This is a genomic window from Mycobacterium sp. E1386 (assembly GCF_001672745.1).
Taxonomy (GTDB): domain Bacteria; phylum Actinomycetota; class Actinomycetes; order Mycobacteriales; family Mycobacteriaceae; genus Mycobacterium.
Genome location: NZ_LZKH01000078.1, coordinates 22,836 through 49,321, shown reverse-complemented (window position 1 = coordinate 49,321; position 26,486 = coordinate 22,836). Strand labels below are relative to the sequence as shown.

The following is a 26,486-nucleotide window of genomic DNA, read 5'->3' as shown; positions in this document are numbered from 1 at the left end:
GCCAGACTCGTTGACTGTGAGGAGGACGCAGGGTGGGGAACCAGCAGCCTTGGGGGCATGGCGTGGGGCCAGCCGCCCAGCCGCCTGTCGGAAATTGGTTACCAAATTATCCCGGACACCAAGCACCACGGCCACGTCCTTGGCAGGCGATCGCTCTGGCAGTCACGGCTGCGATCGCTATCGCCGCTCTGATCACTGCGCTGGTAGAGCCGACGGAATCGCGTTCCTCGGTCACCAGTTCTCCACCAGCTCACACAGGTGCGGAGGTTGCGGCTGCTCAGCAACAACTCTGTGACACATACAAACTGGCCGCGCGGGCGGTACAGGTCGACACCAACGGGAGCGACAAAGCATTCGCGCGGATTGCACTGACTAATTCTGCTGTCATGCTTAGCAACGCGGCCTCTGATCCGGCTCTCGACGCCGAGCACCGTGATGCTGCGCGAGCTCTCGCGATGGCATATTTGGCGGACACCGCAAAGAGCAGCGAGGGCGCCGCCACAGAGGCCGAGTTTCGGGCAGCGGTCGACGACGTGAACGCTAAGGACGCCCAGATGAAAAAGGTATGTGGTGGGGGTTGACCTTCCACCTGGTAAGTGGACGGCGGCGCTGATTGGGCCCTGGTGGCCAGGACCGTCGACGACTCTCAGAGCCGGCGCTCAACATTGGAGCCAAGCCTGTGCGGAGCAGCAGCTATTTTCGGAAGATCTACGCAATCAGTGGGCAACGATTGCGGCCCATAACCAGGGACACACGGCGGATGACCTGATCTCCAGGTACCAGCAGGGCGAGAAGTTTCATCTAGATCTAGCTGAGAAGTACCAGGCTAAGGCGTCGGCTTTTAATTCAGGCGCTGATGCCATCGACTATCTGCGAAGCCGGTTATCAGAGATAGCGAATGCGGGCAATCAAGAAATCGATCAAATCCTCGCATCAAAAAGACCGCTTCCGGAAAAAGTGGCAGAAGTACAGGCTGTTCAGTTGCGTTGCAACGGTGATGCGGCTAACGCAAGTTTGACAGCGATTGACAAGCTCATGGCCGCGACCCAAAAAATTCTTGATGCTGAAGGTGTTGGCGGTGATGCTCGGACTTGGGCGCGTCAGAACGGCTTGAATCCGGATAATCCTCTGTCGCCACGTCCGCTCACCACAGAGGACCTCAACCAGTCGTCCCCTGGTGCGGGTGGCTCGAATTGGAGTGGCAGCGGCGGAGGTGCCGGCGGGAGTGCTAGTGGACATGGCGCGGGAGCGCAGGCATCACCGCCAGCGACGGCAGGTACTTCGAATTGGGCAGGTGGGGGAAACGGGTCAGCGACCGTCCATGGCGGCCCACAGGTAACCACCCCGGCCGCCGGTAACGCAAGTTGGAGCGGTAGCGGTGGGCCATTGCCCACTACACCACCCGGTGCGCCATCGCCTGGAATCCACGTACCCGGCGGGGGTGGATCGATCTCACCCGGGGTCTCGGGCGCACCAGGCAGCCCCATGACGATGTCGCCCGCAGGACTTGGGCAAGGCGGCTCACCCAACCTGGCGCAATCGTTCGCATCCGGAATGGCCTCGGGGCAGCCGGCCGGGGCCGGCGCGCAAGGGATTTCGTCGGGCGCAATAAACGCGATGGAATCCGGAGCGGGTACGCCTCCACAGACCGGACCACCGGCAGGGACGCCGCCGGTGGCGCCGACCGCACCTAGCGCCGGTGTCTTCGTTCCGACGGGCACTCCGGTTGACGCCCCCCCGCCAGCCGCTCCCGCACCGCCGACCACTGGGGGTGCCACCCCGGTAACCCCAGTAATGACGGGGGGATCTTGGTCGGGATCGGCAGCGCCGGTCGCTGGCGGCCCAAGCGTCCCCGCTGGACCGCTGCCCGCCTACGGCTCCGATTTGCGCCCATCAGTCGCGGCCCCCTCTGCAATGCCGTCAGCCCCGACGGGACCCGTCTCGGGCGCGCCGGTCGCACCGTCCCCGGCGTCGTCCCCGTCCGCGGGCGGACCGGTGGTTTCACCGGTGGAACGCGCGGCTTCAGGAGCCGCCGCCGGGCAGGCGGGCGCGAACTCGTCGGGCATGGTCAGCGCGTCAGCAATGTCCGCGGCAACCGGCGCGACCGCCGGCGCGGTATCCAGTAGAGCGGCCGAGCAGCAGCGGCTGCAGCGGATCGTCGATGCGGTGGCCCGCCAGGAGCCGCGACTTTCGTGGGGGGCCGGACTGCGTGACGACGGCACCACCAGCCTGTTGGTGACTGACCTCGCCGGCGGGTGGATCCCGCCTCACGTCCGGCTTCCCGCCCACGTGACCCTGCTCGAGCCGGCCGCGCGCCGCCGCGATGCGACCGTGGTGGACTTATTGGGGGCCGTAGTCGTCGCTGCCGCTCACGAGCACAACACCTACGTCGCCGAATCGGACCCCGAGGCTCCCACGCTCAGCGGTGATCGACCGGCCCGATCAGCCGCCCCGCGGGTAGACGAACTCGGACCAGCCCTGGTGGAAGCCGTGCGTCGTCGTGATGGCCTACCGCGAATTGCGCAAGCCATTGCCGCGCCGGCCGTACGGAAGACCGGCGTACTTGAAAAGGAAACCGAACTCCTGCGCAACTGCATGGTCGAGATTCAGAATTCGGTGCTCACGGCGTACCCGGATTACGCCCCGGCCGCTGTCGGGGATTGGATGCTGCTTGCGGCAATCGAGGCTCTGATCGACGGGCATGAATACCTCGCGAATTACCACATGGCGTGGTTCGAGGTAATCAGCCATCAGGCTGGCGCATAGGGCACCGAGGGGCATCCGGCCTCCGACGTGAATACCGATCCGAGCGCGGTGTGCCAAAATGGTGCAATAGCCAAGGTGCGGCAGTTGGCACCAGGCGGTTCTACACGGGGCGGAGGTGACAGGCAATGACCGGCGATGGCACCGTCAAAAATGCTCCAGCCGTAGTGGGGGGCTTAGTCGGCATGCCTGAAGCGCCAACGCCGATGCCGTTTCCCCAGTCAGTCGGTGGAACCAGCCCGACCGATGGTTGGCGGGGAATCGTTGAATCCGCCGCGAACGCCGGTGTTCCGAAAGACGCGGCAGACGCCGCGGCCGCGGACGCTGATCGCCGCGCCCACGCCGCCGATGCGGCCGCGAAATTCCCTGCGAACGAAGCTGAATCACAGCAGCAGATGCAGAACATCGGTCAGCAAGCCCCGCAGATGATGCAGCAGATGCTGCAGAGCATCACGGGTGCCCTCGGCGGCGCGGTCGGTGGCATCATGCAGCCGCTGACCCAGCTGCCCCAGCAGGCGATGCAGGCCGGCCAGAGCGCCATCCAGCCGCTAATGAGCGCCGTGCAGGGCGGCGCTCACGGAGCCGGGCTCGCGAGCGACGCGCATCTCGTCGACAGCGTCGGCCCGGGCTCCGGGGCCGGCGGCGGCGCAGGCCTGGGCGGTGGTGGCGGAGGCCTCGGCGGTGGTGGCACCACCCCCGCCAGCTCTCTGGGTCCGCCACCCGTACCGACGTCGTCCCCGCCGACGACCCCCGCAGGGGCGGCCAAGCCGGTCATGACCCCGCCGGTCAGCGGCGCCCCGACCGCTGGGGGCCCGACCGGCATGGGCGGCATGGGAATGATGCCGCCCGGCGCGATGGGTGCCCACGGCGAAGGCAGCAAAGAGAAGCCGCCGGAGAAGCGGATCTCCGCGCCGGGCGTGCCCAACGGCCAGCCCGTCAAGGGTCGCCTGACGATGCCGCCGACCCCGCCCGGCCCCAAACCCGGTGAGGACAAACCCACCGTCGTCACCAACCGGCCGAATCGCCGAATCGTGATCATGCCAAGCGAGGACGAGGCAAAGGAATAGGCGGCACCACAAGCCATTCCCACTCGGGCGAAAGGTGAGTGGTCGGCCTACGCGCCCGGCAGTAGGGTCGCTACGTAATCGCTCGTTATTGACAGCGCGACTGCCTATTCGTGCATGCTATTGAGTACGGATTTCGCCGGGCAGAGGGTGTGGGAAAAAGGGGACCAGGGTGGGGCAGTCGTCGACTGATCCGCTGACGATGCACGCGGTGGCGGTCTTGGCCCGTGGCCATGGCCTGTTCGCCGGTGACACCATCGCCGCTCCGGTCCACCCCCCGCGGGAGCACGCCCGGGTCAGAACCGAGGGCCTCCCGAGACCTGCGGCGACGAGGTCGGCGAACACCCTGGACGAAGCCCGCCGCTCCGGCGACACCGACCGGGAGCTGGCACAGATCCTGGCGACCGCGCGGGCCGACCACGCGCAGGCAAGCACGGCGACCCGCGCGGTCTTGGAAGACGCGAAGGCCGACGCCACGCCCGCCGATACCCCGATGGCCCGCCGCGAGGCGATGGCGCGGATGGCCGCGAGGTTGCGGACCCAGCACCGGCACATCGCCGGCTCGCGCCGGCGGGCACGACTCCTGGCGCTGCGGCTAAGGCGGCTGCGCTACCGACAAAGGCGGGCGGCGATGCGAGGGGACCAGGGCAGCGGGCGGGCGGCGGTCCTGGCGGCGATCCGTAAAGCCTTGGATATCAAGGGCATTCACGACCCAGCGGCGCGTGCCCGGTGGGAACGCGGCATGGATCTGGTGGCGCGCCGCGAGTCTAACTACAACGCCGACGCTGTCAACGACTGGGACTCCAACGCGGCGCGCGGGACGCCGAGCAAGGGCGCCTGGCAGTTCATCGGCCCCACCTTCGCGGCGTATCACCAGCCGGGAACGTCCCGCGACATCCACAATCTGGTGGCGCAGGCGTGCGCGTTCATCAACTATGCGATGGGCCGCTATCACGTCGCCGCGGACGCGTCGAACTTGGCCGATCGGATTCAGCAGGCCGATCCACGCCGATCACCTAAGGGGTATTGAGCATGCCGCTGAGTTTGTCGAACCGCGACCAGAACTCCGGTCACCTGTTCTACAACCGACGGCTGCGCGCGGCGACCACCCGGTTCTCGGTGCGGATGAAACATGACGACCGCAAGCAGACCGCCGCGCTGGTGTTGTCGATCTTGTTGGTGGCGATCGGCGCCGGTTGGATGATGCTGCTGAACGTGCTCAAACCGACTGGCGCAGTGGGTGAATCGGCGATCATCGGGGACCGCGATTCCGGCGCGATCTACGCCCGCATCGACGGCCGGCTCTATCCCGCCCTGAACCTGACGTCGGCCCGGCTGGCCACTGGAACGGCGAACCCGCCGACGTGGGTCAAGCGCAGCGAGATCGCCAAGTATCCGACCGGCCCGCTGATCGGCATCCCGGGTGCGCCGGCGGCGATGCCGGTGAATCGCGGCGGGATTTCGGCGTGGGCCGTCTGCGATACGGCGGGGCGCCCGCGCAGCGGTGACAAGCCGGTCGTCACGTCAATCGCGGGCACACTCGACGGCGGCGGCCGCGCGGCCCCGCTGGCCGACGATGCCGGCGTGCTCGTGACGTTCGAGGGCAACACGTATGTGATCTGGGGCGGCAAACGCTCGCAGGTCGATCCGGCCAGCCGGGCGATCACCCTCAGCCTGGGCCTGGACCCCGGAGTGACGTCGCCAGTGGAGATTTCGCGCGCGCTCTACGACGGACTCCCCGCGACCGAGCCGCTGCGTGTCCCGGATGTGCCGCAGGCGGGCGCACCGTCGACGTGGGTCTCGGGGTCGCAGGTGGGCGCGGTGTTGCAGGCTCAGACCGCCGGCGGCGGCAAGCAGTTCTACGTACTCCTGCCCGACGGGGTGCAGAAGATCACGAGCTTTGTCGCCGATCTGCTTCGCAGCGCGAACTCCTACGGGTCGACGGCGCCCCGCGTGGTAACCCCCGACGTCTTGGTCAACATCCCCCAGGTCAATTCGCTGGCCGTGGACTACTACCCAACAAAGCGGCTGAATTTCGTTGACACGGCGGCGAATCCGACCACCTGCGTCGGGTGGGAGAAGGGCTCCACGGATCCACAGGCCCGCGTCGTGATCTATAACGGGCGGGGTCTTCCGGTGTACTCGTATCTGGATGACCGGATCGTGCACCTGGTGCGCGACGACCGCGACCCGGCATCGGTGGTCGCCAACCAGGTGCTGGTGCTGCCGGGGGCGGCCAACTTCGTCACCTCGACCAGCGGGGTCGTCACGTCCGATTCCCGCGAATCGTTGTTCTGGGTCTCCGATAACGGCGTGCGGTTCGGCATCGCCGCCAACGACGACACGATGCGGGCGCTCGGGCTCGATCCGGCTTCCGCGGTGCAGGCGCCGTGGCCATTGCTGCGGACTTTCGCTGCGGGCCCGGCCTTGTCGCGCGAAGCGGCGCTCGTGGCGCGTGACACGGTGCCGGCGCTGGGCAAGGCGGCCGTGGTGACGACATCGAAGGCGGGAGGCTAGGGGATGTCCAAGAAAGCGTTTCCCATCAACCGGGTCAAGCTCGAGCCGCCGAAACCCGTTCGGGTAGCACCGAATGCGCCGATCGCTCTGCCCGAGCGCGAGCCCCGCAACATCTGGGTGATGATCGGGGTGCCGGCGCTCATCGTGGCACTCATCGGCACCATCGTCATGCTCTACGTGTCAGGCGTCCGCAGCCTTTCCACGGGGTTCTTTCCCTTGATGGGTATCGGCGCGTTCAGCATGCTGGCGTTCTCCGGCCGCTTCGGACGCGCGCGCAAGATCACTTGGGGCGAAATGGAAAAGGGCCGCCGCCGCTACTTGCGCGACCTCGACACGAACCGCGACGAGATCCAGACCGCGGTGTGCGCGCAGCGGGAATGGCAGAACGCGCTGCACTCCGATCCGCGCGGGCTCGGGGCCATCATCGGTGGGCCGCGGATGTGGGAGCGCGGCCGCGGTGACGTGGATTTCTTGGAGGTGCGGCTGGGCACCGGGGTGCAGCACGCGCCGGACTCGGTGTTGTCGGTGACGTGGCCCGACATCGCCTCCGACGAAGAGCTCGAACCCGTCACCGGACAGGCCCTGCGCGATTTCATCTTGGAGCAGCGCAAGATTCGCGACATCGCCAAGGTAGTCAACCTGCGCTCGGCGCCGGGTTTCAGCTTTGTCGGCGACGACCTGGACCGGCTGCGGTCGCTGATGCGTTCGGTGTTGTGCTCCCTGGCGGTGTTCCACAACCCGCGCGACCTCAAATTGATGGTGGTCACCCGCAATCCCGAGGTGTGGTCGTGGATGGTGTGGCTCCCGCACAATCTGCACGACGAGCTGTTCGACGCGTGCGGCTGGCGGCGCCTGGTGTTCACCACACCTGAGGAGCTGGAGGAGACCCTGGGGGCCGAGCTGCACATGAAGGGAAAGCGGGGCGCGTGGACGCCCCCGGCGCCGGCGAGCCCGACCGCGATGGGATCGGCGCTCGAAACGGGCGTCGACACGGTGGATCTGGGACCGCACCTGGTGATCGTCGACGACAACACCGGCAGCCCCGACGCGTGGGAGAGCGTGGTCGGCCAGGTAGGCAAGGCCGGAATCACATTGCTACGCATCGCATCCCGAGTCGGCACCGGCGTGGGTTTCGCGCAGGATCAGGTGTTCGAGATGGGCGAGCGGCACAGTGCGCCCGTCAACGGCGAAGTCAAACTCGGCCGCAACGGCTTCGACGCGGACGGTGAGGACGGCCGCCCGGCGCCCCTGCTGCGGGTGCGCGACAAGTTCTTCGCCCACGCCGACCAGCTGTCGATCCACCGGGCCTACCGGTATGCGCGCGCGATGGCGCGGTGGTCGCCGACCACGCGTAGCGAGATCGCCGATTCGACCGGCGGCGCCACCGAGCTCCTGCGGGCGCTGGGCATCGTCGATCCCCGCCAATTGGACGTCGACCGGTTGTGGGCCGAGCGGCGTGGCCGCGGTGACGAGAGATGGTGTGAGATCCCCGTCGGTGCGAAACCCACCGGCGAGCTGCAGAACATCATCATCCGCGCGAAAGACTTCGGCGGCTTCGGATTTCACTCCGTGGTCATCGGCACCAGCGGCTCGGGAAAGTCGGAGTTCTTCCTGTCGCTGGTCTACGGCATCGCGCTGACACACTCGCCGGAGACGTTCAACGTGATCTTCGTCGACATGAAGTTCGAATCGGCGGCCCAGGACATCCTGGGCCTCCCGCATGTGGTGGCCGCCCTGTCGAACCTCGGCAAGGACGAGCGGCATCTGGCCGAGCGGATGCGCCGGGTCATCGACGGCGAGATCAAACAACGCTACGAACTGTTCACCTCGGTGGGCGCGCGCGACGCCAACGACTACGAAGAGATCCGGCTGGCAGGACGGGACCTGCCGCCGGTGCCGGTCCTGCTCGTCATCGTCGACGAGTATCTGGAACTCTTTGCCAATCACGAGAAGTGGATCAACCTGATCATCCACATCGGTCAGGAAGGCCGTGGCGCCAACGTCTTCTTCATGCTGGGCGGGCAGCGGCTGGATCTGTCCTCGCTGCAGAAGGTGAAGTCGAACATCGCATTCCGGATCGCCCTGCGCGCGGAGTCCGGTGACGACAGCCGCGAGGTGATCGGATCGGACGCCGCCTACCACTTGCCGTCGAAGGAGAACGGCTTCGCCCTGCTGAAGGTGGGGCCGCGCGATCTCGAACCGTTCCGCTGCTTCTATCTCTCGGCTCCCTTCGTGGTGCCGAAAGGCAAGGAGGTAGCGACGACCGTAGACATGACCCTGACCAAGCCGCGGCTGTACAACTGGCAGTTCCAACCGCTGGAGGAATCCGACGCCGCGGCCCTGGAAGCGGCTGCCGCCGCGGACACCGAGCCTGACGAATTCCTCTACCACGATGACGGTTTCAAGCGGAAGAAAATCGTCGACGTCCTGCGCGAGTCGTTGCACGACGTTCCACACCGGTCGCCGCGCCGGCCATGGCTGGAGCCGCTGGAGGACCCCGAGCCCGTCGACGTTCTGGTGTCGGCCTACCGCGGCAAGCCTTGGCATGTCGACTACGGCCAGAACGCGGGCCTGATGTTCCCGGTGGGCGTCATGGACATCCCCGAGGAGTCCAAGCAGATCGTGCACGCCGTCGATGCGCTGCGGAGCAACGTCATCGTGGTGGGTGCCAAGCAACGCGGCAAGACGACCACCCTAATGACGCTGATGTGTTCGGCCGCAACGATGTACAGCCCGGCACGCGTGACGTTCTTCTGCATCGGCGGCGCGACCCTGGCGCAGGTGGCGTCACTGCCGCACGTCACCGACATCGTGTCGCCGAAGGACGCGGAGGGCATCGAGCGGATCTTGAGCAGCATGGACGCGCTGATCGACGCGCGTGAGGACTCGTTCCGGCGGCTGAAGATCGACCTCGACGGCTTCCGCGAGCGCCGGTTCGCGCCGGGCAGCGACGGGCTGGGCGGGACTGATCCCAACGATCCCTTCGGCGATGTGTTCGTGGTGGTGGACGACTACGACGACGTGTACTCGAAAGACACCGTCTTGGGCGACCGCATCATCTCGTTGAGCAGCCGCGGTCCCGAGTACGGGGTCCACGTGATGTGCAGCGCCGGCGGCTGGATCCACGGGCAGCGGCAGAGCCTGCTGCAAAACGCCACGGCGCGAATCCAATTGCGCCTGGCCGACCCGAGCGAAAGCCAGATGGGGCATTCGTCGCTCGAGTCGCGCGACGCGGCCCGGCGGACGCTGAACCGTCCGGGCTTCGGTCTGACCGACAGCCTGCACGAGCTGCGGGTTGGGGTCCCGGCGCTCGCCGATCCGGCCACCGGCGCGCTGGTGAGCATCGTCGATGTCGGCGCGCGGATCGCCGACGTCGCGGGCGTGACCAAACATGCCACCTTGCAACGGCTTCCGCAGCGGGTCGAGTTGCGGGCGATTCTGGAGTACGACGCCGCGCATCGCAGCGCTGACGACCTGTCGATCGCATTCGCGATCGGTGAGCGCCACGAACTGGGCCCGGTCCCGCTCAAGCTGCAGGAAAGCCCGGGCTTGATGATTCTGGGCCGCCAGGGCTGTGGGAAGACGCTGTCGCTCGTGTCCATCGGTGAGGCGATCATGAGCAGGTTCGGCCCCGAGGAAGCCCAGCTGACGCTCATCGACCCGAAGACGGCCCCGCACGGTCTGCGTGATCTCAGCGGACCTGGCTATGTGCGCGCGTACGCCTATGACCAAGACGAGATCGACGAGGTGATCACCCAACTCGCACAACAGATCCTGCTGCCCCGGCTGCCACCCAAGGGTTTGAGCCAGGAGGAGCTGCGCGCGCTCAAGCCGTGGGAAGGTCCGCGGCATTTCGTGCTCATCGACGATGTCCAGGACCTGCGCCCGGATCAGAGCTACCCGCCCAAACCTCCGGTGGGGGCGGCGTTGTGGAAGCTGATGGAACGGGCGCGGCAGATCGGCCTGCACGTGTTCACCACCCGCAACAGTGCGAACTGGGCGACGCTGCAGATGGATCCGTGGATGCGGTTCCAGAACTCGGCGAAGGTGGCGCAGCTCTACATGGACAACGACCCGCAAAACCGGATCAACCGGATGGTCCGCGCCCAGGCGCTCCCACCGGGACGGGGCCTGATGGTGGGCGCCGATGGCGACGTCGAAGGCGTGCTGGTCGGGCTTCCATCTACGGTGATCCAACAGCAGTAGCCAGCGGAACCGGCTGGCGTTCAACCACTTCCGCGTCGGAGTCGGCACGAGGACGGGGCGAACGCGGCCACCAGAACCAGCGGCCCAGCAGCGCCACGATGGACGGCACGATGAACGCCCGCACGACCAGGGTGTCCAGCAACAGCCCCACGGCAATAGTCGTGCCGATCTGGGCGATGCTGAGCACGCTGCTGCTGAGCAACGCCAGCATGGTGAGGCCGAAGACGATGCCGGCAACGGTGACCACACCGCCGGTGCCGCCGAAGGCGCGAATGATGCCGGTCTTCAAGCCCGCTGCCGCTTCCTGTTTGATGCGCAAAGCCAGCAGCAGGTTGTAGTCGGCGCCGACCGCGATCAGGGCGATGAACGCGATCGGGGCGACGGCCCAGTGCAGATCCTGATGCAGCAGGTGCTGCCAAATCAGCACGCTGGCACCGATAGCTGAAGCGAACGAGGTGACGACGGTCCCCACGACAACCAGGCCCGCGACCGGGCTGCGCAGCATCGCCGTGACGATCAGAAAGATGAGCACCAACGCGGCGCCCACGAGCAACTTGGTGTCACCGGCGACGAAGCGCTGCAGGTCAGCCGTCACGGGGCCGACGCCGGCAAGGTCGACCTCCACCGGCGTGAGGGTGCCTTCCTTGGTGGCCTCCTTGATGGCGGTGCGTACCTGGTCCGCCCGCTTGGCTCCGTCGCCGCCCCACTCCGACCCGTCTCCGTAGACCAGCAGGTAAGCGGCGCGGCCGTTCTCGGAGATCAGGTGACCCAACGCGGCGGTGTATCGCGGATCGGTCAACGCGCGCTGCGGCATGTAGAAATCCGCCGCCGCACTGCCCTGAAATTGCGTCGCTATCTCGTTCAGGTAGTCGGTCAGCTGACGCATCTGCGGTCCGAGAGTGTCGGTCAGGCCCAAAAGGTCGTGTGTCGCCGAACGGGCTTGGCCCAGCGCGTCTTTCATCGAGCTCACGCTCCGCGGCAGGCCGGCCATCGCGGCGGCGGCCGTGCTGGAGCCGCTGGTCAGTTTCGCGGCGCCGGCATCGAGGCGCGACGACGTCTCGACCAGGCTGTCGACCGGCTCGAGCACGCGGTCCACCGTCGAGCAGATCGGATTGGCGGCGCAGTCGGGCGTCCGTCCGACGAAGTCCCGTAGCGGGTCGAGGTAACCCGACACCGTTGTGACGTTGCGCCGCAGCCCGTCCATGCCGGAACGCATGTCGTCGGCGGCGCCCGACATGTCCGTCAACCCCGCACTGCCACCGCGCAATCCATTCCCGAGGCCGTCGACAGCGAGCTGTGTCTGAGCCAGGGCGGCGTCCAGCTCGGAGACCCGCTTCAGGCGCTGTGTCAGCGAGTCCATGGTGTCGTCGAACTGATGGCCGAGGACACCGGCCTGATAGCTCAACGTCGCCTGTTCGGGGACCTTGCCGTCGGGGCGGCTGGCGGACTGCACCGCACGTACGCCCGGTACGGCCATGATGTGGCGCGTGATTCGTTCGATGGCGATCAGGCCGGCCGGGTTACGCAGGTCGTGGTCGGCCTGGACCGCGACAACGTCGGGCAACAGGGAGTTGGCGGCGAAATGCCGGTCCGCGCTGAGATAGCCGCGGTTGGAGTCGGTGGCGGACGGCGTGGCGGCGGGTTCGTTGAAGCCGACCCGCATGCCGGTCAGCGGTAACGCGATCAGCAGGGACAACCCGCCGGCGGCGACCAGGATCGGCCCGGGCCAGCGCGCCACCGCCGTCCCCACGCGGCGCCAGCGCCGTGCCGTCTTCGACGGGCGCGGTTCGAGATAGCCCCGGCGGATGGCCAGGCTCATGAGTGCGGGCGTCAAGGTCAGCGCCGCGACCATGGTCGCCAAAATGCCGATGGCACAGGGCAACCCGGCGCTCCGGAACGAGCCCACCTGGGCGAAAACCAGACAGGCCAGTGCCACTGACACGGTCAGCGCCGACCCGATCACCACAGGCGCGGTTGACCGGTAAGCCTCGGCTAACGCCCGGGTCGTCGCGACGCCGCGGCGGCGGCTCTCGTGGTAGCGGCCGACCAGGAAGATCGCGTAGTCGGTGCCGGCACCCAGGGTCATGGCGGCCATCAACGCCACCGAAAACAGCGACACCTCAACCACATTGGACTGGCCGAGCGCGGCGACGACGGCGCGGGCCAGCGCCAGGGCGAGCCCGACCGACACCAGGGGAATCGCGGCCGCGATCGGCGACCGGTACACGGCGAGTAGCAAAAGCAGGATGAGACCGATGGTCGCGGCGGTGATGCCGAGCATCTGTCGATCGATCGCGGAGAACTCGTCGACGATCGTGGCGCCGGGCCCGGTGACATGGACTTCGAGGCCGGCCGGGGGTGAGAGCTGGTGGACGGTGGCGCGGACGGCATTCACCGAATCGCGCGCCTGGGCGGTCCCGAGCATTCCGGCCAGCCGCACCATGACGCTGACGGCGCGCCCATCGGAACTCTGCGCGCCGGCGGCGGTGGCGGGCTGCGACCACAGGTCGGTCACCGCGTACACGTGTCGGTGATCGGAGCCAAGCGCCGTCGTCAGCGCGTCATAGAACTGACGGTCGCCGGGTGTCAGCTTCTGATTGCGTTCCAGCACAACATAAACGAAGTTGTTGCTGGGTGTCTGATCGAACAGCTGGGCGGCTCGCGAGGCGGCGACCGCGCTCGGCGCGTCCGTCGGCATGAATGACCTGGCGTGTGAATCGACGACTCGCTCCAGTTGCGGGAACGCCAGGTTGGCGGCCGCGGCCGCCAGGACCCACAGGCCGACGATCAGAACCGCGTAGCGGCCGGTGAGCCGGCTCAGTAATCCCCGTCCGTCATGCAACGGTCTGCCGATCGCCGGTCGGTCCGCCGAAAAGGCCCACGGCGACGTGCTCGCCCCGGGTCAGGGAGCGTACCCGCAGCGACCTGCGGGAGCCGACCCGTAGCAGCGCGTGCAGACCAGGCTCGGCGGCCTCGAGATCGGCCCGCACCTGTTCGGCCGCCAAACCCTCGTGCGCCGCCTGATCGAGCTTGGCCACCAGCATGGTGATCCAGCGCTGTCCCAGCGAAAGGAGCAGCCCCTCCTCGTCACCGAATAGCCGGGCCACCTCGGATGAGTTGGCGACCAACGCAAGTGCCCCCTCGGGGTCGGCCTCCGCGGCCTTGATCACTTCGGCCATGAAGGCCATCCGGTCGTGCAGCAGTGTCCATGTCATGACTGAAACGCTAGGAAAGCGGTCGCCCGCTGCGCGTCGTGCCGAAGTGCAGTCTTCGCCTCCTACCACGGGCGGAGGCGATTGCCGCCCACGGCATGATGTGGTCGGGCGGCGCGCTCTCTTAGGATTGGACAATGTTGCGTACCGCAACGGGGTACTTGCGCGAACAGCTTCGCCGGCGAGGCGAGCTCATTCCCGTCGGTCTCACCTGGACGTCGTTCATCGCCGTCGATGTCAGCCATATCGGCGGCGCGGTGATCGCGATCCTGCAGCGCCCGTCCGGCGACCTCCCCGTCGGACTGGCCGCGTTCGCCGTGTCGATCGCACCGACGCTGGTGTTCTTCTTCCTGAACACCAAGCTCAGCCCGGTCTTGATGTGGGCGACCTGGATGACCGCCACCGCCATGATGCTGTTCGCTACGTCGACACCGATTCACGCCGATTTCGCCCCGGCTCTCCTGGTGCTGCTGGTGTTGTCTATTGCCACATTGAGCTCCATAGCGGTCGGCTTGTTGTCCGCCGCGTCGGCGGTGGCGTTGCTGCTCGCCGCCTCTGGACTGCACCGCCTGGACGCGGTGGGGCTGTACCTGGCTTTCGTCGGGGCCGGGTGGCTGCTCGGTTACGTGATGCGCAGTCAACGGTTGCTGCTGGCCGAACAGATCGAGGCGCAGAAGATGCTGGCCGAGCACGCCGCCGCCGACGAGCGCCGGCGCATCGCCCGCGAAGTGCACGACGTCATCGCCCACTCGCTCAGCATCACCTTGCTCCACGTGACGGGTGCGCGACGTGGACTGCAGGAGGACCGTGACGTCGACGACGCGGTCGAGGCGCTCGAGCAGGCCGAGCGCCTGGGCCGGCAGGCGATGGCCGACATCCGGCGCACCGTCGGACTGCTGGACGGCTCGCCCACGAAACCCGCGCAGACCACCCCCGAACCCGGCATCGACGACGTCGGCGTCCTCGTCGCGGATTTTCAGCGCGCCGGCCTGGACGTCGCGCTGCGCGTCGAGGGTTCCGCCGAACGCGTCTCGCCGGCGGTCGGTCTCGCGCTGTACCGCATCACCCAAGAATCGCTGACGAACATCGCCAAACACGCGCCGGACTCGAAATCCACAGTGGCGCTGAGTGTCTCGGTAGCGTCGGCGAGTCTCGCGGTCGACAACCGGTTACCGGTGGCGATCGCCGCCCCGCGTTCCGCCGAGGGGCGCGGGTTGCGCGGCATGCGCCAGCGCGTCGAGCTGCTCGGCGGGGCCATCGATGCCGGCCCGACCCACGACGGGTGGTCGGTGCGCGCCGACATACCGCTGCACGAAGGTGACACCGGCTGGCACCCGTGGTGGTGCAAGGCGTGATCCCACATACCCCGGAGACCCCTGAGGTCAGCGTCCTGCTCGTCGACGACCAGGACCTGGTGCGCTCCGGGCTGCGCCGGATCCTGCGTCGCAAGGACGGTTTCGTCATCGTCGCGGAATGCTCCGACGGTGACGAGGTGCCTGCCGCGGTGGCCGAGCACCGGCCCGACGTGGTGGTGATGGATCTGCGCATGCGCCGGGTCGACGGCATCGAGGCGACACGCAGGCTCGGGGGCGCGCCGCCGGTGCTGGCGCTGACCACATTCAACGAGGACGAGCTGCTGTCCGAGGCGCTGCGCGCAGGGGCGGCCGGCTTCGTGCTCAAGGACTCGTCTGCCGAGGAACTGATCCGCGCGGTGCGTGCGGTCGCCAAAGGCGACAGCTACCTGGATCCCGCGGTCACCGCTCGCGTGCTCACCACGTACCGCAAAGCCGCCCCGGGTCCGCGTGGCACCGCGATCGGGGAGTTGACCACCCGCGAGCTCGACGTCCTGACCTTGATAGGCCGGGGCCATTCCAACGCCGAGATCGCCGACCAACTTTGCATCTCCGGCGTCACGGTCAAAAGCCATATCGGCCGGATCTTCGGGAAACTCGACCTGCGCGACCGCGCCGCGGCGATCGTCTACGCCTACGACAACGGCATCGTCGTCCCGCGCTGAGGGATCTAGAGCGGCGCGCCCTGCTCGGCCAGGTTCAGCAGGCCGTAGGCCATGCACATCAGGAAGTTCAACACCACGAGGACCAACCCGGCGAACATCAGCGAGCGGGTGCCCTGCCGCTTCAGCCGCTTGTACCGCGCGGTGCGTGTTTCACGCTCGAGCCGCAGCGCGATCAGCGCGAAATGGATGTCCATCGCTTCGTGAGCCGCCAGGGGCGCACCCGCCAGCATCTCCCGCACGCGGTCGGGCGCGGCTCGGACGCCGACGCGCTCCAAGTTCTGGCACATTCGCCGCGCGCGTCTTCGCGCGAGCGGTTGATATCGCATCTGTAGCTGATGCGCGAGTTGCCCTCGGTCGTCCCCCCACGGGTTTGACGGGGTCATCACGAAACGGATTCTAAATCGCATCGGACCGATTACGGCGTGTCTACACGAATTATGTTGGCGGCGGTTGATCCGTCGGGCCGCCGGTCATTCGCTCCGACGCGGGTAGGTCCAAATAACGCTCAAGGTTGCGGTGCATGTTGATCACGCGCCGTTCCTCGCTGGACAGCACCAGATGGGTGAAACCCGGCTGATGCATGCCGCGCTGCAGGCCCGCGAGCACCTGGATGTCCTGGGTGAGCACCACGCCGGGCTCGGCCTCACCGGCGGTCACCCGGACATCGGTCGGCTTGGCGCGTGCGGCGCCGGGCGGCATCCGCGTCATCAAGAACATGACCAGCTCGCCGTGATCGGGGTCAGGTCCGGGCCGGGAGCACATCACTGTCAGGTGGTCCGCGTTGGCGAGCAGCGTCATGTTGGGGAAGACGTTGTACTGGTGCAGGCGGGTGATCCGGTCCGTGTCCGCCCAGTCGAGGTCCACCCCGCGGGTGGCCGCGAACGCCCGGGTGTGTGCGGCGATCAGATCCTGCACGGTCTCACCCGCTTGGTGTCCGGGGAAGGGGGTGCCTTCGGCGGCCCCCATGAGCGCGCCCTGCGTGTAAACGTAAGCGTCCCAAACCTCTTCGTCGCTCAGCGCGCCGTCGAAGCGTGGGCTCTGCACCCCGTAGGGCTGGTCTGATTTTCCGGTGTGACCCCAGATTTGTTGTGGCGCATGGATGTCGTCGACGCAGCGCAGCAATTCCGGGTGCAGCGTCTGAATGTGGTAGGTCTCGCTGTAACCGTCGGCGATCGTCTTCCAGTTCGCGTCGACCTCCACGGTCAGCGTGGCATAGCAGCGGAAGTCGCTCAGCCGGCACCACGCGATGTCGTCGGGCACCGCCTCGAGGTACTCGAGCAGCGGCATCGCGTCGAGGTCGGGATTGACGAAAACCAGTCCCTCCCAGGTGTCCACCCGGACCGGCACCAGCGGGAAGTCGGACATCTTCAGCGACCCGAAGCCCTTGCGGTTGGGCACCCGCCTGAGCGTGCCGGCCAGGTCCCAGGTCCACCCGTGATAGCCGCACTTGAGCTCGCGCAGCCCCGAGCCCGATCCCACGCACACGGAGTTGCCACGGTGGCGGCAGGCGTTCTGGAAGGCCCGCAGCGCCCCGTCATCACCGCGTACGATCAGCACACCGTATGGGCCGCAACGGTATTCGAAATAATCACCCGGCTCGGCGACGTGGTCGACCATGCACGCCAGCTGCCAGACCTTCGGCCACATCCGCTCGAACTCCAGAGCGGCGAACGCGGGGGAGTAATACCGGTGCGCGGGCACCCGGGCCGGGCTTTCCGGCGGGGTGCCGATGGCGTCCTCGTCGCGGGCGCGGGTTGGATTGCCGGCGGACGCGTTCATGCGTGCAGCCTTAACGCGCTCCGCGCACCAAGCGGCCGGGACGCGCACCGGTGTCGACGTCGTGGCGCCGGGTCACGGTCCCGCTGACGATGGTGGCCGCGTAGCCGCTCGCCCCCTGCAGGATTCGGTTGCCGCCGGCGGGCAGGTCGAAGGCCATGGCCGCGGGATGCAGAGTCAGGGCATCCATGTCGATGACGTTGATGTCGGCCTTCTTGCCCGGCTCGATGGTGCCGCGATCGGTGAGGCCGAACAGGTGGGCGGTGTCGCGGGCCTGCTTGCGGATCACGTACTCCAGCGACAGCTTTTCGCCGCGGCGCCGGTCCCGCGCCCAGTGCGTGAGCAGGAACGTGGGATACGAAGCGTCACAGATCATCCCGCAGTGGGCGCCGCCGTCGGAGAGACCGAGCACGCCGGCCGGGTGTAGCAGCATCTCCCGGATCGCGTCGCAGTTGCCGTCGGCATAGTTGTACAGCGGCAGCATCAGCATGGCGGTTGCGTCCTGCTCGAGCATGAGGTCGTACAGGGTGGACAGCGGGTCCTCGCCGCGCGCCTTCGCGATGGCCGCGACGGTACGGTCCGGGGTGGGCTCGTAGTCGGGCGGGTTGCCGAGTGCGTAGAGGCGGTGCAGGGAGTGCTGCACCAGGGCGAACATCCCGTCGAACAACAGGGTCGGGTCGGCGGGCAGGTCGTCGTCGGCCAGGATGGCGGCCTTGACCGCGGGATCGGCCAGGCGTCGCGCGAGTTCCTCGCGGCTGCATTCGGCGGCCAGACGGCGATAGGTGGGCCGGTGGCTGAAGCCGTGATGGCCCTGGAATCCGATCATCATGCCGAACGGCCGGGCCGCGACCTGCGGGTACAGCCGGGCACCGCCGGCGTGCGCGTCGGCGGAGAGGTCGAGCATCTCGCGCCACAGGTTGGGGTCGGCGTCCACTTGAATAAGAGCGAAGGAGACCGGCCGGTCGATCTCGGCGCTCAGTCGGCGCATCCAGTCCAGTTCCTTCTTGGGGGCGACGATGTCCTCGCCCGCGGCGCCTTGCGGTGCCAGCTCGAAGACGGCCTGACCGCCGGTGGCCATGGCGCGCCCGAGGCCGAACAGCTCGTCCTCGGCGGCGTAGGTGCCGGGGACCGGTTCGCCGTCCATCGCGCGGTGCCCCATCGTGCGGGAGGTGGAAAATCCGAGCGCGCCGGCCTCGATCGCTTCCCGAACCAGCCGGCCCATGGCCTCGATGTCCTCTGGGGTGGCCGGCTCGTTGCGCGCCCCCCGCTCGCCCATCGCGTAGGCGCGAACGGCGCCGTGGGCGACCTGGCTGCCGACGTCGACGGCGAACTTGTGCTTGTCGATCGCGTCCAGGTATTCGGGATAGGTTTCCCAGCCCCAGGTGATGCCCTCGGTGAGCGCTGTGCCGGGAATGTCCTCCACGCCCTCCATCAACTCGATCAGCCACTTCTCGGTGCCGGGGCGCACCGGCGCGAAGCCGACGCCGCAGTTTCCGGTCACGATCGTGGTGACGCCATGGCCGCTGGACGGCTCGAGCAGGCTGTCCCAACTCACCTGGCCGTCGTAGTGGGTGTGGATGTCGACAAAGCCCGGGGCCACCACCAGGCCCGTGGCATCGATGGTTTCGGCGGCCTCACCGCCCATTTCGGGTTGATCGGTGCCGCGGCGGACCACATCGACGATCTTGCCGTCCTTGATGCCGACGTCGGCGCGATAGCGCTCCGCGCCGGTGCCGTCGACGACGGTGCCACCAACGATCTTCAGGTCGAACATGAGACTCTCCTTGCCGCCAGCGGCTGAAGACGCAAAAGACCCGCAGCATTACGCTACTGGAAGTAGCGTAACTCTTGGCGCGGTCACCGCAATAGGTTCGGCGAAACTCGCTTGCCCTAAAGCGAACTCTTTAGCGCCGCGACCGTTTCCAGATCGTCGAGCGCTTCTACACCGCGCCGCAGCCCTTCCATGGCAACCTCTTCGGCCTGCAGGCCGCCCAGGCCCGCGGTGATCAGCGGCGCGACGTACGCGTACAGCGCGGCCTGGCGAAAGCGCAGCCAGAGTTCGTCGCGGTCCAGTTCGGGCCCACCCGCCGCGGCGAGCGAGCGGCGGTAGTCGTCGAGCAGTTCGCGCTGGGTCGTCCGGCGGTCTTCGGGCGTCAGGCTGGTGATCAGCGTGTAGGCCAGTTCGCGTGACGGGTGCCCGCGCCGCACCGCCTGCCAATCCAGCAATCCGGCCTTACCGCCGTGGAAGTACATGTTGCCCGGGTGCGCATCGCCATGCATGACGGCGTGTGGGGGAGTGTCGATGAGGGTGGCGACGGCCCGGTAGTTGTCGGCGATGAAGCGGCCGCTTTCGAGGGGGATCTCGGTGCGCTCGGCAAGGCGCTTGATCGAGGCGCGCATCAGCGATCCGGTCAGCAGGGAGGTGACGTCGCCGGACGGCGTGTAGAGCCAGCCCAACGGGCCGCGCCCGTCGCGCGGGAGTCGGTTCCAGAACGTGGCGTGCAGGTCGGCGAGCAGCTCGACGATCAGGCTGGCCTGCTCGGGCGAAAGCGGGTGCAGGGTGTCGGGGAACTCGCACGAATCGGCGGGAAGGTCCTCCAGCACCAGCAGGTAGCGCCCCGTCCACGGGTCGAACGCCGTGCCATAGGCATACGGGGTCCCGACCACCTGCGGCGCGAGCTGGCGGTAGAACCGCACCTCGGTGTGTCCGAGCCGGCCCAATTCACCCATCAACCGGGTGGCCGCCGTCTTCGCCGCGAGCTTGACGAACACCGAGTCCGGGACGTTCTTTCCGGTCAGCACCAGCCGCGCCCGCGACGACGTCCCCGCGTCGCTGTCCAGGACGCGGACCGTCCTGACGGCGGTGCCCATCACCTTGGAGAGCACTGCAGCGTCGAGGTCCCGCACTCGCCGGGGCAACCCCAATCGGCCGCCGACCACCGCGTCGGTGGCGACCCGGCCCACGCCGCGGCCCAGGTGAGCGGCCAAGCCGGCAGCCGAAATCGCCCGCGTCACGGGGTTATTCATATTTTTCGTTTCTTGGTGCGGACGTGTCACCCGCACCGCGAGTCGTTCGGACATCGCGGCACGGGGTCAGACAAAAATACCCGAACGTCTGGGCATCAGACAATAAGGCGTTATTGTCTGATCTCCGGTACCAGGGCGCGCACCACGAATTGGTCGACGAACTCGCGTTGGTCGGCGACCGGGCGGTACCGCCAAGAGGGCGCCAGGAGAAACATGGTCGCCGTGTGCAGCCATTGGACAACCGACCGTGGGTCGAGATCGGCGTGCAGACGGCCGGCCGACTTCCAGCGATCCAGCAGCGGTTGGTAGTGCCGCAACAGCGTCTCCACGATGGGCTCCGAACCCTTCTGGAGCGCCGTCGCCACGGCCGTGCTCTCGGCGGCGAACAGCGCTTCATTCAGTGGATCGCCGTCCACCGACTCGACGCGGGCCAGCACCATCTCGGGCACCGACCGCACTGGATCGTCGGGGGCGGCCAGCGAGCGGACCAATTCGCCGAGCGCATGGTCGACCCGTTTCAGGATCAGGGCCAGCAAGACGTCGTCGCGGCCGGGGAAATACCGGTAGACCGTGGATCGCGACACGCCCGCCTCGTCGGCCACCTCACCCATCCGGAACTGAGTGTTGCCGCGCCGCGCGATGCAGCGGCCCACGGCATCCAGGATGCGCCTGCGGGCCTCCTCGTCATCGAGGATCGCGCGGTCGTCGCCCCACCGGCGACTCGGTTCCATGGCGCAGATGTTACGGGGTCAGTTCCCCATGACAACGAATTCCATTGCGGACCAAGCACATCGGATGCAAGTCGGGGACCGCGGGGTCAAGCGTTCCGGCGTTGCGTCAGATCGGTCCAGGTCAAGGTGACGCGGGTGCCGCGCGGGGTGCGGTCGATGGCCACGTCGTCGGCGAGTGTCTCCATCAACGGGATGCCGCGTCCGCGGCGTTGCTGCTGGTAATGGGCCGGAAGTTGCTGACGCCAACGGCCGCGATCGTCGACAGTGACGGACAAGGTGTCGGACTGCCGGTCATAGGCCGCGCTCACGTCCAGCGTCCCGCGCCGGGAAGCCTCGCAATAGGCGAATTCCGCGGCGTTGGCGATGGCTTCGTTCACCGCCAGCAGGACGTCGCTGAACCGGTCGGAACTGAGCGTGAAATGCGTTTCGAGCCAGATCCCGAACTCGGCTCGGGCGCGAGCAGCGCTGCGCGGGTCAGCGGCGACGCGATTCCGCGCGAAGCGGGATCGGTCATCGATATTCGACACGTCATGCGGTTGAGGATCAGAGCGCCCCATCGTTCCCAGTTGTGCCCCCATCTCGAGGTTCACCCACCAGCAATGCCGCTCAGTGCGTCGTCTAGCGAGCTGTAGAGCGCGAGCACGCTGTCGATTCCCATCAGTTTGATCGGTCTGCTCGTCGCCGAGCCGTTGGCGACGACCGCGAATTGTGTCGGCGGCTCGGTCTCCGCCTGCGCGGTCACCAGAACGGTCATCCCGGCTGACGCCAAGAAGTCCACTTTCGACAGGTCAACGATCAGCGCGGCGGGTTTGGTCGCCAGCGCGGTCTGGATGGCCTCGGCCAGATGCGGCGAGCTGAGCATGTCCACTTCACCCGAGACGGTCAGCACGACCGCCTGATCTACCTGCTGTTTTCCCACTGAGAAAGCGGTCGGATCGATTGGATCACCAGTAAATTCGCCCATGGTCTATCACTCACATTCGGTCCCTGGTGGGACACCGTTAGCTCTTAAAACAGCCACTGCCAACACCGGGGGCTGCTTGTTCAACCCCACGGAAAGCGCTTGCCCTTCGGAGGAGACACACTCCGTTGATTCGCGCTCTAGCTACAGATGCAGCCGCAGATTGTTTATTCGATGGTATGACACGCGGGGAACGACACCCAAAACGAGTGAACGAATCGCGTCGGCGCGCCGTCCTGTGAGTGTGTGCGACGCCTCCCGCAGAAGTTGCGCATGGCATTGGCCCATGCGTGAATTGCCTGTACCGGATTCGTGTCCAGCTCGGGCCCACTGGCCTGCCCAAACGCGGAAGGACGGTCGGCGTGGAGCCCGGTGATCGCGGTGGGGAGCCAGACGACCTCGAGCCGGCCGGCGCCCGTCCCGACGCGGTGACACGCCGGCGCGCACTGCTGGGCATGGGGGCGGTGGCCGGCATCGCCGCGGTCGATGTCGGTGGCTTCGCCTACGCAGGCGGTTGGCTGCGACCCGGCGCTCTGACACCGCCCCGGTTCGCCGACCGCTTCGAAAACGTCTACGGGCGCCACGACGGTTTTCGCCGGAATCACGCCAAGGGGCTCAGCGCGGTCGGAACATTTACGAGCACCGGGGCGGCGGCGGCGATCTGCCGGGCCGCGGTCTTCCGGCCGGGAACCGTGCCGGTGATCGGCCGGTTCTCGCTGTCGGGTGGCCTTCCGGATCAGGCGGACGCGCCGACCACGGTGCGCGGACTGGGCTTGCTCTTCCAGGGCCCCGATGGCCAGCAATGGCGCACCGCGATGGTCAACATCCCCGTCTTCCCGGACAGCACGCCGCAGGGCTTCTACGACCGGTTGCTCGCGTCCAAACCCGTGGCGGCGACGGGCAAGGCCGACCCGGAGAAGATGGCCGCCTTCCTCGATCGTCATCCCGAGACGGTCGCGGCGATGAAGGTCATCAAGCAGGCCCCGCCGAGCGCGGGGTTCGCCGACAGCGCGTTCCACGGCCTGAACGCGTTTCATTTCACCAACGGCGCCGGGGCGACCGTTCCGGTGCGCTGGGCCGCCGTTCCGCAGCAAGCGCCGGCCGCGCCGGCGTCACCGGCCGGCAAGGACTACCTGTTCGACGACCTCATTCGCGCGCTTGCGCAGCGACCACTGAATTGGCGCCTGGTGCTCACCGTCGGCGAACCCGGTGATCCGACCCACGACGCCACGAAACCCTGGCCGCGATCGCGCCGCACCATCGACGCCGGCACCATCACCGTCACGGCGGTGCAGACCGAGGTGCCCGGCAACGCCCGCGACATCAACTTCGACCCGCTGGTGCTGCCGGACGGCATCACCGCCTCCGACGACCCGCTGCTGGCCGCGAGGTCGGCCGTCTACGCCCGCTCGTTCACCCGCCGCGCGGAGGAACCCAAGACGCCCAGCGCGGTCGACGTTTCCCGGGTGCTCCGGTGACGGCCGGGGCCGCCGCGGCACGGTTCGCGCTCCCGTCCCGCCTGCTGCACTGGCTGATGGCGCCCATGGTCATCGCGCAACTGCTCATCGGCGTCACCATGGTCGCGGCGCTGAGCTACTACCCGCTGCTGCTGGCCATCCATCGGCCGCTGGGCGTGCTGATCCTGGCGTTCGCCGTGGTGCGGCTGGCGAATCGGCTCAGGCACCGGCCCCCACCGTTTCTGGCCACGATGAGTCGCGCCGAACGGCGCATCGCGACGTGGTCGGAATACCTGCTCTATGCCCTGCTGCTGGTGCAGCCCCTCACCGGGTGGGCCATGTTGTCGGCGGCGCGGTTCCCGGTCACGCTGGTGGGGCCGCTGCGGCTGCCCGGCATCGCGCCGCACAGCATCGACGTGTTCGCGGTGCTGCGCGAGTGCCACGGCGCTCTGGCATTACTGCTGTTTCTGACGTTCACCGCCCACATGTGCGCGGTGCTCTTTCACACGCTCGTGCTGCGCGACGGGCTGCTTGACCGCATGGCGCTGTGGCGCGCCAGGCCCGCCCCGGCGCGGCCAGAGCAAGCCGAGCTGTAACGACCTGCCTCCCCGGGCTGCGATCGGCCGAATATGATCGGCACGATTAGCGCAGGGTGCTGGGCACCGCGGGCGCCGTGACCATATGCCGACCACGAAGGAGTGGGGAACTTCCATGCCGAACGAGAAGCAAGCGGAGCGGATGACGTCGGGCAAGGGGTTCATCGCCGCGCTCGACCAGAGCGGCGGCTCGACGCCCAAGGCGCTGCGGCTCTACGGCATCCAGGACGACGCGTATTCCTCCGAAGAGGAGATGTTCGACCTCATCCATCAGATGCGCTCGCGGATCATCACCTCCCCGGCGTTCACAGGGGACCGGGTCCTGGCCGCGATCCTGTTCGAGCAGACCATGGACCGCGAGATCGAGGGCACCCCGTCCACCACCTATCTGTGGGAGACCAAGGGCGTGGTGCCCATCCTCAAGATCGACAAGGGCCTGGCCGAGGCGTCAGACGACGTGCAGCTGATGAAGCCGATCCCGGGACTGGACGAGCTCCTGCAGCGCGCCGTGAGCAAGGGTGTCTTCGGTACCAAGGAACGGTCGGTGATCGGCGGCGCCAACGCCAAGGGCATCGCCGCCGTCGTCGCCCAGCAGTTCGAGCTCGCCCACCAGGTGCTCTCGCACGGTCTGGTGCCCATCATCGAGCCCGAGGTCACCATCTCGATCGCGGACAAGGCCGACGCCGAGCGCATCCTGCGTGACGAGATCACCAAGCAACTCGAGAACGTGCCCGACGGGCAGCGCGTGATGCTCAAGCTGAGCCTGCCGACCGAGGCCAACTTCTACCGCCCCCTGATCGACCACCCGAAGGTGATGCGAGTGGTCGCCCTTTCCGGCGGCTACTCGCGCGAGGAGGCCAACGAGCTGCTGGCGAAGAACCACGGGCTGATCGCCAGCTTTAGCCGCGCGCTGACCGAAGGGCTCACCGTCGACCAGTCCGACGAGCAGTTCAACGCCACGCTGGACAAGGCGATCCAATCGATCTACGACGCGTCGGTCGCCGGCTGAGCCCACCGATGGCGGCGACCCGCGTTCGCCCGGCTTCGCCGCGCTCGCGATCGCCGCTAGTAGCGGTGGTCGGCCATCCGGGGCGGGCCGTCGCCGGCGTCACGTTCGTCCGACACCACGGCGGGCACCATCTCGCTCGTCACCAGCCCGTCGTCGCGAGTCAATTCGTCGATCACGTCAAAGGATTCGGCGATGTTGGCCGGGGTGTCGACGACGATGGTCACCACCGGGACGCGTCGGCGTAGCGAGAGGAACTTGTCCCCGTGCGGTCGATGATCACCGTGGTAGCCCCAGATGCCCCGCACCACCGTCGCGCCGTCGGGCGCGTTTCGTTGACGAAGCCGCTGCACGATCGCGCGGTGAATCGGCACCCCGTCGCGTAGGGCCGACTCGGACGTGTAGACCGTCAACTTTTGGAACAGTGGTAGACCCCGTTCGTCGACCCCCGGGAGCGCGTGCGGCCGTTCCAGAAGTTCGCCGTCGCGTTTGCACACGCGGATCCGCTCGAGCGTGACCATGGGTTGCCGAAGCAGCCCCATCAGCTCCGGCAACACCTCGCCGATGCGCTCGCCGGATCCGACCGCGACGATCATCATCGGGACGTTGGCGTTGCGCCCGAAGAAGCGCGCACGGTGCCGCTGCCCATCGGTGACGCCGTCGACGCCCAGCAGCACCGATGCCCCGGCTATCCGGCGCCGGTGCAGCACATCGCAGATCGCGACGTAGGCGGGGGCGCCGTTGACGCGCTCCTTGCGGCCGACGTAGACGGTCAGCTTGACGGCTTCCCGCAATTCGCCGGGAAGCCGCAGCGCCCCGTCGTCGCGTAGCAGCCGCGCCCGCTCCAAGGTGACCAGGCCCCGCTGCTTGATGGCGAGCACCGGGTCGAGCAGGGCCTCGATCTTCGTCCTGGTATCGACAGCGACGATCGCGACGGGTGGGTCCTCGGACAATGTCAGCGACTCGTCGGTTCTCAAGTGGCGCCCGGAACCGAAGCCTCCGATGCCCCGCAACACCACGCCACAGGCGATGCGTTGCCGGGCATAGAGATCGAGCAGCACATCGGACACGAAGCCCTCGTCGGTCCGCCGCCGCTCGGCCAGGTAGGTGGTGAGCTTCAGGCAGTCTTCGTCCATGTCCGCTCCAGTCGCTT

Annotated in this window: 21 protein-coding genes; 11 read left to right on the top strand and 10 right to left on the bottom strand. The window is 67.5% G+C overall.

Translation table 11 applies throughout. The features are described from left to right. The first annotated feature begins 32 nt into the window (after positions 1 to 32). The 6 genes from A5709_RS28755 (at position 33) to eccCa (ending at position 10,550) form a co-directional block, all read left to right on the top strand. The gene (locus tag A5709_RS28755) at positions 33 to 581 is read left to right on the top strand and encodes a hypothetical protein (protein ID WP_082973820.1); all 549 of its coding nucleotides are present in this window, start codon (positions 33 to 35) and stop codon (positions 579 to 581) included. Beyond that, complete coding sequence (locus A5709_RS27310; RefSeq protein ID WP_082973824.1) at positions 571 to 2,766, top strand: DUF5631 domain-containing protein; 2,196 nt, start codon at positions 571 to 573, stop codon at positions 2,764 to 2,766. Before A5709_RS28755 ends, A5709_RS27310 begins: the two co-directional genes overlap by 11 nt. 125 nt (positions 2,767 to 2,891) lie before the next feature. After that, on the top strand, positions 2,892 to 3,830 hold the full coding sequence (locus A5709_RS08490; protein ID WP_369827288.1) for a hypothetical protein: 939 nt from the start codon (positions 2,892 to 2,894) through the stop codon (positions 3,828 to 3,830). A 199-nt stretch (positions 3,831 to 4,029) separates the two neighbouring features. After that, positions 4,030 to 4,857, top strand: coding sequence for a transglycosylase (locus tag A5709_RS08485; protein WP_068008720.1), 828 nt, complete (start codon positions 4,030 to 4,032; stop codon positions 4,855 to 4,857). 2 nt (positions 4,858 to 4,859) lie between these two features. Continuing rightward, positions 4,860 to 6,344 carry a type VII secretion protein EccB gene (gene eccB, locus A5709_RS08480; protein ID WP_068008666.1) on the top strand — a complete coding sequence of 495 codons (1,485 nt, stop codon included), beginning with the start codon at positions 4,860 to 4,862 and terminating at the stop codon, positions 6,342 to 6,344. A 3-nt stretch (positions 6,345 to 6,347) separates the two neighbouring features. After that, positions 6,348 to 10,550: a type VII secretion protein EccCa gene (gene eccCa, locus A5709_RS08475; RefSeq protein WP_068008669.1), complete on the top strand. Its 4,203-nt coding sequence runs from the start codon at positions 6,348 to 6,350 to the stop codon at positions 10,548 to 10,550. Here the strand turns inward: eccCa and A5709_RS08470 are convergent. After that, a complete protein-coding gene (locus tag A5709_RS08470) occupies positions 10,528 to 13,392 on the bottom strand; it encodes an RND family transporter (protein ID WP_068119384.1) in 2,865 nt (954 codons plus the stop codon). The genes eccCa and A5709_RS08470 overlap by 23 nt on opposite strands. Further along, entirely contained in the window at positions 13,385 to 13,765 is a 381-nt protein-coding gene (locus tag A5709_RS08465) for a hypothetical protein (RefSeq protein ID WP_067945052.1), read from the bottom strand. Before A5709_RS08465 ends, A5709_RS08470 begins: the two co-directional genes overlap by 8 nt. A gap of 134 nt (positions 13,766 to 13,899) precedes the next feature. On the opposite strand from A5709_RS08465, the gene A5709_RS08460 reads away from it, so the two are divergent. Further along, positions 13,900 to 15,117, top strand: coding sequence for a sensor histidine kinase (locus A5709_RS08460; protein WP_067945054.1), 1,218 nt, complete (start codon positions 13,900 to 13,902; stop codon positions 15,115 to 15,117). Further along, positions 15,117 to 15,779, top strand: coding sequence for a response regulator transcription factor (locus A5709_RS08455; protein WP_067945105.1), 663 nt, complete (start codon positions 15,117 to 15,119; stop codon positions 15,777 to 15,779). The genes A5709_RS08460 and A5709_RS08455 overlap by 1 nt, the downstream gene beginning before the upstream one ends. A gap of 5 nt (positions 15,780 to 15,784) precedes the next feature. Here A5709_RS08455 and A5709_RS08450 read toward each other — a convergent pair whose 3' ends face one another. From A5709_RS08450 to A5709_RS08420, 7 genes are all read right to left on the bottom strand, one after another. Continuing rightward, a complete protein-coding gene (locus A5709_RS08450; RefSeq protein ID WP_156673170.1) occupies positions 15,785 to 16,066 on the bottom strand; it encodes a hypothetical protein in 282 nt (93 codons plus the stop codon). A gap of 148 nt (positions 16,067 to 16,214) precedes the next feature. Beyond that, positions 16,215 to 17,558, bottom strand: a complete 1,344-nt coding sequence (locus tag A5709_RS08445; protein WP_067945056.1) for an SRPBCC family protein — start codon at positions 17,556 to 17,558, stop codon at positions 16,215 to 16,217. Between the two features lie 10 nt (positions 17,559 to 17,568). Continuing rightward, positions 17,569 to 19,329, bottom strand: a complete 1,761-nt coding sequence (locus A5709_RS08440) for an amidohydrolase family protein (RefSeq protein WP_068119380.1) — start codon at positions 19,327 to 19,329, stop codon at positions 17,569 to 17,571. 116 nt (positions 19,330 to 19,445) lie between these two features. Beyond that, complete coding sequence (locus tag A5709_RS08435) at positions 19,446 to 20,582, bottom strand: phosphotransferase (RefSeq protein WP_068119378.1); 1,137 nt, start codon at positions 20,580 to 20,582, stop codon at positions 19,446 to 19,448. A gap of 110 nt (positions 20,583 to 20,692) precedes the next feature. Beyond that, complete coding sequence (locus A5709_RS08430; protein WP_067945062.1) at positions 20,693 to 21,313, bottom strand: TetR/AcrR family transcriptional regulator; 621 nt, start codon at positions 21,311 to 21,313, stop codon at positions 20,693 to 20,695. Between the two features lie 86 nt (positions 21,314 to 21,399). Further along, complete coding sequence (locus tag A5709_RS08425) at positions 21,400 to 21,840, bottom strand: ATP-binding protein (protein WP_082953252.1); 441 nt, start codon at positions 21,838 to 21,840, stop codon at positions 21,400 to 21,402. Positions 21,841 to 21,899: 59 nt separating this feature from the next. After that, entirely contained in the window at positions 21,900 to 22,277 is a 378-nt protein-coding gene (locus tag A5709_RS08420) for an STAS domain-containing protein (RefSeq protein WP_067945065.1), read from the bottom strand. A gap of 359 nt (positions 22,278 to 22,636) precedes the next feature. On the opposite strand from A5709_RS08420, the gene A5709_RS08415 reads away from it, so the two are divergent. The 3 genes from A5709_RS08415 to A5709_RS08405 all read left to right on the top strand — a co-directional run bounded on the left by A5709_RS08415 (position 22,637) and on the right by A5709_RS08405 (position 25,336). Beyond that, positions 22,637 to 23,752, top strand: coding sequence for a catalase family peroxidase (locus A5709_RS08415; protein ID WP_369827287.1), 1,116 nt, complete (start codon positions 22,637 to 22,639; stop codon positions 23,750 to 23,752). Then, the gene (locus tag A5709_RS08410) at positions 23,749 to 24,327 is read left to right on the top strand and encodes a cytochrome b (protein WP_082953253.1); all 579 of its coding nucleotides are present in this window, start codon (positions 23,749 to 23,751) and stop codon (positions 24,325 to 24,327) included. The genes A5709_RS08415 and A5709_RS08410 overlap by 4 nt, the downstream gene beginning before the upstream one ends. Positions 24,328 to 24,442: 115 nt before the next feature. Beyond that, complete coding sequence (locus A5709_RS08405) at positions 24,443 to 25,336, top strand: fructose bisphosphate aldolase (protein ID WP_067945067.1); 894 nt, start codon at positions 24,443 to 24,445, stop codon at positions 25,334 to 25,336. Between the two features lie 56 nt (positions 25,337 to 25,392). Here A5709_RS08405 and A5709_RS08400 read toward each other — a convergent pair whose 3' ends face one another. Beyond that, positions 25,393 to 26,469 (bottom strand): DUF190 domain-containing protein, encoded by a 1,077-nt coding sequence (locus tag A5709_RS08400; protein ID WP_067945070.1) that lies wholly within the window; start codon positions 26,467 to 26,469, stop codon positions 25,393 to 25,395. Positions 26,470 to 26,486 lie beyond the last annotated feature (17 nt).

Excerpts from the sequence above, each read along its gene's own strand:
- A5709_RS08420 (WP_067945065.1), bottom strand. The coding sequence starts at position 22,277 with ATGGGCGAATTTACTGGTGATCCAATCGATCCGACCGCTTTCTCAGTG.
- A5709_RS08430 (WP_067945062.1), bottom strand. The coding sequence starts at position 21,313 with ATGGAACCGAGTCGCCGGTGGGGCGACGACCGCGCGATCCTCGATGAC.
- A5709_RS08400 (WP_067945070.1), bottom strand. The coding sequence starts at position 26,469 with ATGGACGAAGACTGCCTGAAGCTCACCACCTACCTGGCCGAGCGGCGG.
- eccB (WP_068008666.1), top strand. The coding sequence starts at position 4,860 with ATGCCGCTGAGTTTGTCGAACCGCGACCAGAACTCCGGTCACCTGTTC.
- A5709_RS08435 (WP_068119378.1), bottom strand. The coding sequence starts at position 20,582 with ATGAATAACCCCGTGACGCGGGCGATTTCGGCTGCCGGCTTGGCCGCT.
- A5709_RS08450 (WP_156673170.1), bottom strand. The coding sequence starts at position 16,066 with ATGTGCCAGAACTTGGAGCGCGTCGGCGTCCGAGCCGCGCCCGACCGC.
- A5709_RS08445 (WP_067945056.1), bottom strand. The coding sequence starts at position 17,558 with ATGAACGCGTCCGCCGGCAATCCAACCCGCGCCCGCGACGAGGACGCC.
- A5709_RS08460 (WP_067945054.1), top strand. The coding sequence starts at position 13,900 with ATGTTGCGTACCGCAACGGGGTACTTGCGCGAACAGCTTCGCCGGCGA.
- eccCa (WP_068008669.1), top strand. The coding sequence starts at position 6,348 with ATGTCCAAGAAAGCGTTTCCCATCAACCGGGTCAAGCTCGAGCCGCCG.
- A5709_RS08490 (WP_369827288.1), top strand. The coding sequence starts at position 2,892 with ATGACCGGCGATGGCACCGTCAAAAATGCTCCAGCCGTAGTGGGGGGC.
- A5709_RS08465 (WP_067945052.1), bottom strand. The coding sequence starts at position 13,765 with ATGACATGGACACTGCTGCACGACCGGATGGCCTTCATGGCCGAAGTG.
- A5709_RS08485 (WP_068008720.1), top strand. The coding sequence starts at position 4,030 with ATGCACGCGGTGGCGGTCTTGGCCCGTGGCCATGGCCTGTTCGCCGGT.
- A5709_RS08440 (WP_068119380.1), bottom strand. The coding sequence starts at position 19,329 with ATGTTCGACCTGAAGATCGTTGGTGGCACCGTCGTCGACGGCACCGGC.
- A5709_RS08405 (WP_067945067.1), top strand. The coding sequence starts at position 24,443 with ATGCCGAACGAGAAGCAAGCGGAGCGGATGACGTCGGGCAAGGGGTTC.